Here is a 12,086-nt window from a genome sequence, read left to right on the forward strand (position 1 = left end):
GCACCGATGCGTGCGTATCACGCGGATTCTACATATGCCGGACGCGTTCGTGCGAGTCTTTTGCGTTTTTATATCGTTTTTTCAGGGCTTTTCGTGTCGCGCGTGGCTTGCTGCTGACACGTACATGGCTCATGGATGCATCGCACATGCAATCGCTTTCGCTTGTTTGGCGCATCAGCCGCCGTTCGACGAAGCGTTCTCAATATGCGCGATGAGCGGATAGTGATCCGATGCGATGCGCGAAAGCCGCGTGCGATGCACGTCCACACGCATGAGCCGCTCGCCGGGATGCACCCAGATGCGATCGAGCGCGAAGAGCGGCCAGCGCGTCGGAAAGGTGCGCAGCGCGCTGGCACGATGAAAGTGCGTGACGAGGCGCCGCAGCGTGCGGCCATAGACGAACCATTCGTTCAGATCGCCGAGCAGGATCACGGGAAGCGCGGGCGTGTCGAAGCTCTGAAGCACCTGTTCGACCTGCGCGCGACGCTCGCTCGATGCGAGTCCCAAATGCGTCGCCACGACGCGCCATGTTTCGCCGCCACAGTCGATGTCCGCGTCGAGCGCGCCGCGCGGCTCGCGGCTGCCGAACGAAAGATCGAGCGTGCGCACCGCCTGCACCGGAAAGCGCGTGAGCACGGCGTTGCCATAACGGCGCTCGGGGGTATCGAGCGTCGGACCGGGCACCGCATGCAGGTTCGTCATGCGTTGCAGCAAGTCCAGCACGTTCGGCGAACTGCGGCCGCCGAGCGGCACTTCCTGAAGCGCGAAGATATCCGCGTCGATCTCGGCGAGCACTTCGCCGATGCGTTCCGGCGCGAACTTGCCGTCGATGCCCACTGCGCCATGCACGTTGTACGTCGCGATGCGCAGTTCCCTGGCGCGCACCGCGGTCGCGCTTTCGATATCGATTCCGGCCTCGTGCATCAACGTCATGAGCTGACCTCGTCGTGGCTGCGGGGCGATGCGTTCGACGATCCATTCGACGATGCATTCGGCGCCGCATCGCGCGGTATCGCGTTGCGATCGCGCAGGACGCTTGCACGCGCCGCTTCCTCGCTTGCGCGCGCTCTGTCTTCGTCACTCGGCGCGCCTTCGTGCACGACTTCTTCCCTCGGATCGGCGCGGCCCAGAAAGCGTTGTAGCAGGAGCGACACGGCGATCAACACCGCGCCGATGCCGATCAGCACCGCGAACGAGCCGACCGTCGGATGCCGCAGCGAAGCGATGAGCTGATGCGCGAACGCGACCGTCAGCACAATGCCCGGTCCCATGCCGAGCAGCGTGCCGATGAGAAAGTCCCGCATCCGGATATGCGACGCGCCCGCCACCATGTTCACGATCGAAAACGGCGCGACCGGCAGCAGCCTCAACACGACAACCGCGACGATGCCGCGCCTGGCGACGCGTTCGGAAAGCCGGTTCACGCGCGCGCCCGCGAGCTTGCGCACCGCATCGCGTCCGAGCCACAGCCCCAGCAGATACGAGACGGCGGCCGATGCCATGGTGCCTGCGAACGCATACACGCAACCCCATCCCGCGCCGAACACGAGGCCGGTCGTCGCAATGAGCAGCGTGACCGGCACCGAAACGACGGCCGCCGCCGCGAAGCACAACACGATCCATAGCGGCGCGAGCGGCAACGCGTCGATGCGCCGCGTCGCACTGGTGAGCGACTTGAGGTTCACGTATTCGCCGAGCGGCGTCCAGTGCCATGCAGCGGCCACGCCGACCGCGAGAAGCGCGAGCACGCCGAGCAGCGCGAAGCGGCCGATGAGCGGTCGCGTCTTCTCGGCGGGCACGAACTGATCGACGAGCTCATCGGCGGCAATGGGCGTTTCGGGATCGATGAGCGCGTCGGGCGGGATGAGCTGATCGAGTTCGCGCGATACCACGGGATCGAGCGGCACCAGCGTGCGGTGTTCGTCGCGATCGCGCGAAAGAGCCGTGATCGCCGCGTTCAGGCCGCCGCGTGCTTCGCGCTCCCGGACGACATCTTCGACTTCGCAGCCGAGATGCTCGGCGAGCAGCGTGTCGCGCATCTTCGCGATCGCGCGGCGGATGCGCGCGTCGGCGCCCGCATCGATCGAGACATTGCATTCGCTGTCGAGCACCATCGAGCGATTGTTCAGATTCGCCGAGCCGACGATGAGCAGGTCGTCATCGACGATCATCAGCTTGCTGTGCACGTTGACAATCTGCTCGCCGAGATCGGGCACCGTCGGGCACAACAGACGATAGCGGCCGTGCCGGTCCGCCTGCTTCAGGAGCGCGTGCAAGCGCGCGCGCAGCACGCCCATCGTGACTTCCTGAAGCCAGCCGCTCTGATTGCGCGGCACCACGATGGCGAGATCGGGGCCGTCCTCGCGCGCGAGCGAATCGGAGAGCGCCGCGCCGATGGAGCCCGACGTGAAGTACTGGTTCTCGATATAGATGCTGCGCCGCGCCCGCGCAATGGCATCGAGATATTGCGTGCGGATCTGCTGCACGGCGGGGCGTCCGAGATACGCGGGCTCGGTGAGCGACAGCGCGATCTGCACATCGTCGATATCGACCGCGCGCGAAGGCGGCCATGGATCGCCTTGCGACGCCGCGCGATGCGCGCGGATCGCAAGCCGTCTGCCGCATGCGCGCGACCAACGCTCGCGCGCGAGCAGGCCGACTTCTCGTGCGGCGTCGCCATCGAACATGGAGTGGACATCGTGAAACGGCTGATACGCGGTGCCGTTCGCGTCGCGCCGATGCGGGTCCGCCGGCGCATGCGCGGGCGTGTCCCAGCGCGAGCGCGTCAAGTCGAGGCCGCCGACGAACGCGAGCCGGTCGTCGATCACGACGATCTTCTGATGCTGCGAGCCGCCGAGCGGATGCTTGCCGTCCATCTGGAACGCGACGCGCCGATGCGTGCGCCAACCCATCTTGTACACGGGCAGCCATTCGCGCTCGAATGCGTACAGCATCGCGAAGTCCCACGCGAGGATGTAGATGCGCAGCCGGCGCTTCTCCGCCGCGATGGCATGCAGAAAGTCGCCGAGCGCTTCGGGATAGCCGTCGTTCGCGCCTTCGGGCGTGAGCTTCATGCGGCTGTCGATGTCCCAGCCGAGAATGAACACGGTGCGTTCGGCGCGCGTGATGGCCTCGCGCAGCACGCGAAAATAATCCGACCCGTCGATGAGCAGGCTGAAGCGGTCCGCATGACGCACGCTTGCGCAGTTGCGTCCGGGCTCGAAGAAGGATGCGCCGAGGTCGTCGGTCGTCGTGGCGTTCGCACGGGAAACGCCCGTGGATGTGTCGTTCAAATGCTCTCCGGTAGAAGGCATGTGCAAAAGGTCCCGCGTCAGCAGTTTGCAAGCCGCATGCCCGCGAGGGGTAGTGACCACTGGGGCCGCTGCGCGCGAACGGCGCTTGCGGTAGTCTCGTCAATCGATGTTATCGACGTTATCGACGTTCACTGCAACGCGTGAACGGCATCCTCTTTCAACGCAACGTTCAACGACAAGGACACGCAATGGAATATCGACACTTAGGCGCTTCCGGTTTCAAGGTTCCGGTGCTCAGCTTCGGCACCGGAACGTTCGGCGGCAAGGGCGAATTCTTTCAGGCCTGGGGCGAGACCGACGTGAGCGAAGCGCGCCATCTCGTCGACATCTGCCTCGATGCCGGCGTCACCATGTTCGACTCTGCCGACATCTATTCGCACGGCTCGTCGGAATCCATTCTCGGCGAGGCGCTCAAAGGCCGGCGCGACAAGGTCCTCATCTCCACCAAAGCCACCTTTCGTTTCGATGCGGACGATCCCAACAGCGTGGGGTCCTCGCGCTTTCATCTCATCAACGCGGTCAACGATGCATTGAAGCGCCTGCAAACGGACTACATCGACTTGTTCCAGCTGCATGGTTTCGACGCAAAAACGCCGGTGGAAGAGACGCTTTCCACGCTCGACGATCTCGTGCGCGCGGGCAAGATCCGCTATACGGGCGTGTCCAATTTCTCGGGCTGGCATCTGCAAAAATCGCTCGATGTCGCGGACCGTTATGGCTATCCGCGCTATGTCGCTAACCAGACGTATTACTCGCTGATCGGCCGCGATTACGAATGGGAACTCATGCCGCTCGGTCTCGATCAGGGCGTCGGCGCTGTCGTCTGGAGTCCGCTCGGCTGGGGGCGTCTGACGGGCAAGATCCGGCGCGGACAGCCGCTGCCCGAATCGAGCCGGCTGCATAAGACGGCCGACATGGGGCCGCCCGTGCCCGACGAGTATCTGTACCGCGTCGTCGATGCGCTCGATGCGATCGCCGCTGAAACAGGCAAGACGGTGCCGCAGATCGCGCTGAACTGGCTGCTGCAGCGTCCGACGGTCGCCACCGTGCTGATCGGCGCGCGCAACGAGGAACAGCTCAGGCAGAACCTCGGCGCGGTCGGCTGGAACCTGACGGCCGAGCAGGTCAAGCGGCTCGACGAAGCGAGCAAGGTGCGCCCGGTGTATCCGTACTGGCATCAGGAGGGCTTCGCGGAGCGTAATCCGTCACCGGTGTAACGGCTCGCGCTGGCCGTACCGGAAGCCATATGCGCATCTGTACCGGTACTGTACAGATGCGCGCCCGTACACTGGCTGCAATCCACCTTCCATTCGGATTGCGCCATGTCCTCTACTCTGCTCAGCGCCCTCCCCGCTGCCGCGCTTTTCGCGCTCGTCATGAGCATCACGCCCGGCCCCAACAACACGATGTTGCTCGCCTCGGGCGTGAATTTCGGCTTGAGACGCACGGTGCCGCATGTGCTCGGAATCAGCGCGGGCGTGGCGCTCCTGATGCTGGCCGCAGGCTTCGGTCTCGCCGAGGCGTTCGGCCATCTGCCGTGGCTCTATACGGTGCTGGAGACCGCGAGCGTCGCGTACCTGCTGTATCTCGCGTGGAAGATCGGCACGTCGTCGTCCGTGCAGACGCGCGACGGCGAGCGCCGCCCGATGCGCTTTCACGAAGCCGTCGCGTTCCAGTGGGTCAATCCGAAAGCATGGATGATGGTGCTGACTGCCGCGACCACCATTCATCTGCACGCGAGTCTTTCGCTGAATGCGGCGTTCATGGCGCTCGTGTTCATCGTGATCGGTCTGCCGTGCATCACGGCGTGGGCGGCCTTCGGCGTGTCGCTGCGGCGCTTTCTCGCCAATCCGCGACTGTTGCGCCTCTTCAATCTGACGATGGCCGCGTTGCTTGTGCTGTCGCTGTATCCGATCGTCGCGCACTTCTTCGAATGATGCGCGTGTCGAAGCGCGAGGCACGGCGGCAATAAAGCGCTTTGCCGCGACGCAGGACCGGCGCATACTCGGCGTACGCGCCGGCCAGGCAAAACTTGCCGTCCCGCTTGCAAGAATGGGACGGCATTTTTCTTTCCGCTCTCTGTCAGACTGCCACGACGATCGCGCGCGCAACGTCCCGTAAGCGATCCTTTAAGGCAGCCTGACCTGCCGCTTCACAGCCGATGCGGCATGCCGGTCTGCTCGTTCTTCGCGCCATATTCGATGGCGCGGCCTCGCAATCCGTTCAAGGAGTACGCCATGTCTGGAGCCAACCGCCCATCCGGTCCCGCCACGCGCAAAGCCCTCGACCTCGCCGATCAGATCGAGCGCGACGAATTGGAGAACCACTTGCTGGATGCGCAAAGCCGCGTCGACGATGACGACGAAGACGACGAGGAAACCGACTCCGATCGCACGCCGGGACGCTAGCCCGCTGAGCAACGCGCCCCACGCCGCAATGCCCGTTCGCACGGGGCATTGCGGCGTTTTCGTTTCTGCGGCGGACACATTCGCCCATTTAGGCACAGCGGTTGCTTTGACCCTTCGTGCCGCCAGACCCTGAACAAAAGCGCGGCACGACCGATGAGCGAAGGCGGCAACGGTTTCAGTCCGCATGCAAATCGAACTACCAACCGAACCCCGTAGGAGGCCTCATGCTCCGTTACGCAGCAATCTTTTTCATCATCGCGATCATCGCGGCCGTTTTCGGCTTCGGCGGTATCGCAACGGGCGCGGCGGAAATCGCCAAGATCCTGTTCTTCATCTTCATCGTGATTTTCCTCGCGACTCTGTTGCTCGGCGTGTTCAGGCGATGACGATTGCTTCATCGCATACGTTGCAAACGGAACGCGCGGGCCGGATGGCCCGCGCGTTTTTTGCATCGCGCTTTGCTACGGCGTGCTTACGGATTTCTGCGCGACCGGCGCTTCGAGGCGAACCGTTTGTCCATGCATGAGCACGGTGAAAGCATCGGCGGGCAAACCTGCTTTTCGAACAGCTTCTGAGAGACGGCGCGGCGGTTCGTCGAGGGGTTCGTCGGTAAGCTCAAATGTGCCCCAGTGAACGCCGATGGCACGCTTCGCATGGATGTCCTCGAAGATGCGCACGGCCTCTTCCGGATCGACGTGCTGCGCATGCATGAACCAGCGCGGGTCGTATGCGCCGACGGGAATCAATGCGAGATCGAAGCCGCCGAAGCGTGCGCCTATGTCGCGAAAGTCCGGCGAATAGCCCGTGTCGCCCGCGAAGAAGAACGAATAAGGATGCGCCGATGTCGGCGGCGTCTTGACCACCCAACTGCCCCATAAGGTCTCGGCGCGATCGAACGGCGTGCGAGCCGACCAGTGCTGCGCGGGCGCAAACCAGATATCGAGGCCGACGGCGTGCGTTTCATCGCCCCAATCCAGCTCTTCGGCGTTCGTTATGCCGACGCTCGTCATCCACGCTTTCACGCCCATTGGAACGAGAAAGCGCGGCGGGCCTCCCGCTTGACGGTTCAATGCGGCAACGCTCGCTTTGTCGAGATGGTCGTAGTGATTGTGCGAGATCAGCACGATATCGATATGCGGCAGCTCATCGAGCGCGAGCCCGGGCGGCGTCTTGCGCTTCGGCCCGATAAACGTGAACGGCGATGCACGCTCCGAGAACACAGGGTCGGTCAGCACGTTGACGCCGTTTATCTGCACGAGTGCAGTCGAATGACCGATCCACGTGAGCGTATCGACACTGCGGTTCGACTTCAGAAAGGCAACGTCCGGACGCGCAGAGGGAAAGCGATAACCGTTTGCGGGCGGCTTCGGCAGGCCCTGCGTGAAGCGTTGCCACTGCCACTTCAAGAATGATTCGCGCGGCAGATGTCCGTAGTTGTTCTCGAAGCCCGACGACGTGTGCTTTGCGTGATACAGCGGTTGCGGTTCGCTCGACGTCATGGGCGCTTCGCCGCTCGCAGCGGTTCGTCCAGTCGCGCATCCTGTCATGAGCGCGAGCGTACAGACGGCAATCCGCGCGCATGGTTGGACAAAACGGGCGGCAGCATAGGGGAAGCGCATGGCGGGATCTTGAGGTGAGATTCCGCATTGCACATTCGTTCATACGGAATGTAGAAAGGGACACTATGCCCCGTTTGCAAGACGTCCCCGCGAACGACACGAGTAGACGCCAGCCCCACGTACAAAGGCCCAAGAGCAATATGCGCGCCGTCGGCCCGGTTCTTGCCTATGTCTGCGGCGCTGATCAGCAACCTAAAGAAACCAACAGCGAGAAACCAACAGCGGCGCGCATGCAGGATCGCGCAGCACGCCAGCAACACACGGGGGCCCCATGGGCGGCAGCAAATACAAAAGTCTCGCGTCACGCACGTTCAACCCACAGCTTCACCCGATGCACGCGATGCTGGTTTCGCGCAGCGCGTCGCATATTGCAAGCGCGTTCACGGAAACCGGACGCGACGAAGCGCTTGCAGAAGGCATCGCCGCCGTGATCGCGCATTGCGGACACGCAGGGCTCGGGCTCTTTCTCGCGGCCGTGTGGCACTGGCTCGACGAGCGCGACTACTACGACGCAGCGGACACGGTGCAGGACTACATCGAAAAGGGCAAGATGCCGAAGGTCAAGGCTAAGCCACAGACCGCGCGCCAGCGCGACGCGCGTCTGTGACCTGGCTGCTCAGTGCGAATGTCGCGGGTTGCCGCGCGTTTCGATGACCTTCAGATAAAGCGTCGCGGGCTCGAGACATCCGCCCGTCGATAGCTGACCCACGGTCTGCCGATAAAGCTCCTGCCACGGCGTTTGCGCGACCGGCGCGGCAAACGCCGCGTCCTTGCTGCGGCTTTGCAGTTCCGCTTCGTCGATCAACACATTGACGGAGCGCGCGTTCAGATCGACACGGATGCGGTCGTTGGTGCGCAACAGCGCGAGGCCGCCGCCGACCGCTGCTTCCGGCGACATGTTGAGAATCGACGGACTCGCCGACGTGCCGCTTTGCCGGCCATCGCCCATGCACGGCAGGGAATCGACGCCTCGCTTGATCAGCTCCGCGGGCGGCGCCATGTTGACCACTTCCGCGCTGCCCGGATAACCGACCGTGCCGCAGCCGCGAATCACGAGAATGCAATGCTCGTCGATTTCCAGCGACGGGTCGTTGATGCGGGCGTGGTAGTCCTCCGGACCATCGAAGACGATCGCGCGGGCTTCGAACGCGTTCTCCGCGCCCGGTTCGCTCAGATAGGTCTTCCTGAATGCCTCGCCGACCACCGACATCTTCATGATCGCGCTGTCGAAAAAGTTGCCCGACAGGACCATGAAGCCCGCGCCGTGCATCAGCGGTTCGTCGGCGGTACGGATCACGTCCTGATCGGCGACGGGCGCTTCATCGGCGATCTCACCGATCTTGCGGCCCGATACCGTCAAGCAATCGCGACGCAAGAGCCCCGCTGCATCCAGTTGACGCAGCACCGCAGGCACGCCGCCCGCGCGATGGAAGCTCTCGCCCAGATATTCGCCCGCGGGCATGCAGTTGACGATGAGCGGAATCTCTTCGCCGTAACGCTGCCAGTCTTCCAGACTCAGTTCGATGCCCATGTGCCGCGCAATCGCGATCAGATGCGGCGGGCAATTCGTCGACGCGCCGAGCGCGGACGCCACGACGATCGCGTTGATGAACGCATCGCGCGTCATGATCTTCGACGGGCGCATGTCCTCGCGCACCATATCGACGATGCGCTTGCCCGTTGCGTACGCCATTTGTCCGCGCTCGCGATATGCGGCGGGAATGCTTGCGCACGTCGGCAAGGACATGCCGAGCGCTTCGGCAAGGCTGTTCATCGAGAGCGCGGTGCCCATCGTGTTGCAGTGCCCGATCGAGGGCGACGAAGCCGTCGTCAGGCGCATGAAGCCTTCATAATCGATCTCGCCGGCCGCGAGCAGATTGCGCGCATGCCAGATCACGGTGCCGGAGCCGACGCGCTTGCCTTCGTACCAGCCGTCGAGCATCGGGCCGCCGGAGAGCACGATCGACGGCATATCGACCGTTGCCGCCGCCATCAGGCATGCGGGCGTGGTCTTGTCGCAACCGGTCGTCAGCACGACGCCATCGAGCGGGAAGCCATGCATGATCTCGACGAGACCGAGATAAGCGAGATTGCGATCCAGCGCGGCGGTCGGGCGGCGGCTCTGCTCGGCGAGCGGATGCACGGGGAATTCCATCGGAATGCCGCCAGCATCGCGGATGCCGGCTTTCGTGCGCACCGCAAGCTCGATGTGATGCCGGTTGCACGGCGCAAGGTCGCTGCCGGTCTGCGCAATGCCGATGATCGGCCGGCCGGACTGCAACTCTTCGCGCGTGAGACCGTAGTTCATGAATCGCTCGACATACAGCGCGGTCATGTCGGCATGCGAAGGGTCGTCGAACCATTCCTGACTGCGCAGGCGGCGGGGTGTCTGTTGGGACATGGCGTCTCTCTCCGTGGGGTTTGCTCTCGCGTTCTCGCGTTTTTTCGCGGGCGAGCCGGTATAGTTACCGGTAACATCGGAACATGTTAGCACGCATTCGTTCGACATCTAAGGCTCAGGCGCTCTCTCGCGCCAGCACCTGATACGCTATTCGCACCCGCTTGCTCGCGTGTTTGACGGCGCCCTGTTCGCGTTCTTCGAGTGCGGCCAGCAATACCTCGCCCGTGCGCAAGCCGATGCCATACGCATCGACGGATACGGTCGTGATCGAAGGCGTGCAACATGCCGCGACCTCGAAGTTGCCGAAGCCGGCCACTGCGATGTCGCCGGGAACCGAGAGCCCACGCCGGTGACACTCCATTATCGCGCCAAAGGCCGACATGTCGCTCACGCACATCACGGCCTGCGTATCGGGCCACGCCGCGAGCAGCGACGCGATGGCGGGTCCGCCGTGGCTCATCGTGATCGGCGATTCGCCGAGACGCACGACACGCTCGGCGTCGAGACCGAGCGCCTTCATCTCCATGCGAAAGCCCTTGAGCCGGTCGAGGCCGCGTCGATCGAGTTCGCTCGCCCCGCCCAGAAAGCCGATGCGCTCGTGGCCCCGCTCGGCGAGATAGCGCACCATCTCGCGCGCGGCATTGACGTTGGAGAAGCCGACCGCGGCGTCGATGGGGTCGCTCGGGAAGTCCCACATCTCGACGACAGGCACGCCTGAGCGGCGCAGCAACGTGCGCGTCGCATCCGTATGACGGGCACCCGTCAGCGCGATGCAGCGCGGCTGGTGCCGCAGCATCGAGCGGATCAGGCTCTCTTCGCGGTCGAGGTGATAGTCGGTGTCGCCGATCAACAATTGCAGACCGTGCGGCTCCAGCGCGGCGGCGAGGCCGCGGACGGTATCGGAGAAGTTGGAACTGGCGAGCGACGGCACCATGACCGCGACGAACTCGGAGCGCCCGGACGAGAGCGCGCCTGCTGCGGCATCGGCCACGTAGCCGAGTTCGTCGATGGCCTGCTGTACGCGTTCACGCGTCGCCGATGCAACGCTATGACCCGCCAGCACGCGGGACACCGTCATCTTCGAGACGCCGGCAAGCCGCGCGACATCCGACATGCGCGGCGGGACGCGAGGGAAATCTTCGGCAGTAGCAGATACGTTGCTCAATCGACCCTCACCCAGCCGTCCGGACGCTGCTCGAGCGTAACGTGCAGCTTCGTTTCGCCGGCTTCGCGGTCGGCGGCGGTGAGGTCGGAAAACGCGCGCTTGATGTCGCGGTCGTCGGCCCAGGGCGCGACGTTGTCGAGCTTGTACGTGTACGTGACATCCGAACGATGCGTGTTCGGGTCGGGCTCTGTCCACGCGGTCACTTTGTCGAGCTTGACGCGCGCATAGCAGATCATTGAGACGCGGGAGTCCGCTGTGGCGTTGGGGTCGCCCGCCTGACGCACGGTTTCCACCGCATACTTTTGACCTTCGCCCGTCAAGCTGTACGCGACTCCGTCCTGCTTTGCATTGGCGTTGGCGGGCGCCGCGGCGGCAGTGCGCGCGATCAGGCCGCTCTTTTCCAGCGCCGCCAGTTGCTCGCGCAACGCGGCTGCCGAATATTCGTTGAGATCGCGATTGCTATAGGTAGACGGAAATGTGAAGGCACCCCGGCCGCTGCGATTCAGGCACAGCAGGCCGCGGTTAGTCTTCATGTCAGCGGAAATAGCATCGCCCAACGTGGACTCGCTCGCATCGTTCCTTTTGCCGCAGGCCGCAGCCAACAGCACGACGCTGACAGCGGCGATCAACAGGCTCGTTCTCATGTGCGCTCCGGTGATATCGGCGTAGTGGTACGCCTGCCGATGCCATTCTACCGACAGAAATGTCGCGTCCGGCAAGCGTCGGGGTCGGGACTTTTGCTATATCAGCAGCCCCAAACGCAAAAACCCCACCTTTCGGGGTGGGGTTTTTGTTTATGGCAAGGGGAGCCTGACGATTACCTACTTTCACACGGGCAATCCGCACTATCATCGGCGTGGAGTCGTTTCACGGTCCTGTTCGGGATGGGAAGGGGTGGTACCGACTCGCTATGGTCATCAGGCATAAAGGGGATGTTGTATCGCCTGTGGGGGCGCTACAACCAATCGGGGAAGAAGTAGTGTGTTGGGGTGGCGATTGTCGCACACGCTGTTACTCGACCAGTGGCGCCCTCTTAGGGGCGGTGTAATCACCCCCTACGGGGGTCGGACCAGAGTAAGTGCTAAAGCACTAACTCTGGTCGAGACACACTGGTTATAGGATCAAGCCTTACGGGCAATTAGTATCAGTTAGCTCAATGCATTACTGCACTTACACACC

Annotated in this window: 11 protein-coding genes and 1 rRNA gene; 5 read left to right on the forward strand and 7 right to left on the reverse strand. The window is 63.5% G+C overall.

Annotated features, from left to right (window positions below; all coding sequences use genetic code 11):
* Positions 1-174: 174 nt before the first annotated feature.
* Both NCR35_RS18310 and NCR35_RS18315 read right to left on the reverse strand, forming a co-directional pair.
* Entirely contained in the window at positions 175-933 is a 759-nt protein-coding gene (locus tag NCR35_RS18310) for an endonuclease/exonuclease/phosphatase family protein (RefSeq protein WP_250535544.1), read from the reverse strand.
* Positions 930-3,314: a VTT domain-containing protein gene (locus tag NCR35_RS18315; RefSeq protein ID WP_502801697.1), complete on the reverse strand. Its 2,385-nt coding sequence runs from the start codon at positions 3,312-3,314 to the stop codon at positions 930-932. Before NCR35_RS18315 ends, NCR35_RS18310 begins: the two co-directional genes overlap by 4 nt.
* A 188-nt stretch (positions 3,315-3,502) precedes the next feature.
* On the opposite strand from NCR35_RS18315, the gene NCR35_RS18320 reads away from it, so the two are divergent.
* The 4 genes from NCR35_RS18320 to NCR35_RS18335 all read left to right on the forward strand — a co-directional run bounded on the left by NCR35_RS18320 (position 3,503) and on the right by NCR35_RS18335 (position 6,108).
* Positions 3,503-4,531, forward strand: a complete 1,029-nt coding sequence (locus tag NCR35_RS18320; protein ID WP_250535545.1) for an aldo/keto reductase — start codon at positions 3,503-3,505, stop codon at positions 4,529-4,531.
* Positions 4,532-4,636: 105 nt separating this feature from the next.
* A complete protein-coding gene (locus NCR35_RS18325; RefSeq protein WP_175942281.1) occupies positions 4,637-5,251 on the forward strand; it encodes a LysE family translocator in 615 nt (204 codons plus the stop codon).
* 300 nt (positions 5,252-5,551) lie between these two features.
* Complete coding sequence (locus NCR35_RS18330) at positions 5,552-5,722, forward strand: hypothetical protein (RefSeq protein WP_175942283.1); 171 nt, start codon at positions 5,552-5,554, stop codon at positions 5,720-5,722.
* A gap of 224 nt (positions 5,723-5,946) precedes the next feature.
* Positions 5,947-6,108, forward strand: a complete 162-nt coding sequence (locus NCR35_RS18335) for a DUF1328 family protein (protein WP_044042785.1) — start codon at positions 5,947-5,949, stop codon at positions 6,106-6,108.
* Positions 6,109-6,183: 75 nt separating this feature from the next.
* On the opposite strand, the gene NCR35_RS18340 is transcribed toward NCR35_RS18335, so the two are convergent.
* A complete protein-coding gene (locus tag NCR35_RS18340) occupies positions 6,184-7,221 on the reverse strand; it encodes an MBL fold metallo-hydrolase (RefSeq protein WP_250535546.1) in 1,038 nt (345 codons plus the stop codon).
* 391 nt (positions 7,222-7,612) lie between these two features.
* On the opposite strand from NCR35_RS18340, the gene NCR35_RS18345 reads away from it, so the two are divergent.
* On the forward strand, positions 7,613-7,948 hold the full coding sequence (locus tag NCR35_RS18345) for a hypothetical protein (protein ID WP_250535547.1): 336 nt from the start codon (positions 7,613-7,615) through the stop codon (positions 7,946-7,948).
* Between the two features lie 9 nt (positions 7,949-7,957).
* On the opposite strand, the gene NCR35_RS18350 is transcribed toward NCR35_RS18345, so the two are convergent.
* The 4 genes from NCR35_RS18350 to rrf form a co-directional block, all read right to left on the reverse strand.
* Positions 7,958-9,742, reverse strand: a complete 1,785-nt coding sequence (locus NCR35_RS18350) for an IlvD/Edd family dehydratase (RefSeq protein ID WP_250535548.1) — start codon at positions 9,740-9,742, stop codon at positions 7,958-7,960.
* A 115-nt stretch (positions 9,743-9,857) separates the two neighbouring features.
* Entirely contained in the window at positions 9,858-10,856 is a 999-nt protein-coding gene (locus tag NCR35_RS18355; RefSeq protein ID WP_250535553.1) for a LacI family DNA-binding transcriptional regulator, read from the reverse strand.
* A gap of 47 nt (positions 10,857-10,903) precedes the next feature.
* Positions 10,904-11,551 (reverse strand): SEN1982 family lipoprotein, encoded by a 648-nt coding sequence (locus NCR35_RS18360; protein ID WP_250535549.1) that lies wholly within the window; start codon positions 11,549-11,551, stop codon positions 10,904-10,906.
* Positions 11,552-11,715: 164 nt separating this feature from the next.
* Positions 11,716-11,829: ribosomal RNA gene (gene rrf / locus NCR35_RS18365) — 5S ribosomal RNA — on the reverse strand.
* Between the last annotated feature and the right edge of the window lie 257 nt (positions 11,830-12,086).

The sequence above is a fragment of the Caballeronia sp. AZ10_KS36 genome (genome assembly GCF_023631105.1).
Lineage (GTDB): Bacteria > Pseudomonadota > Gammaproteobacteria > Burkholderiales > Burkholderiaceae > Caballeronia.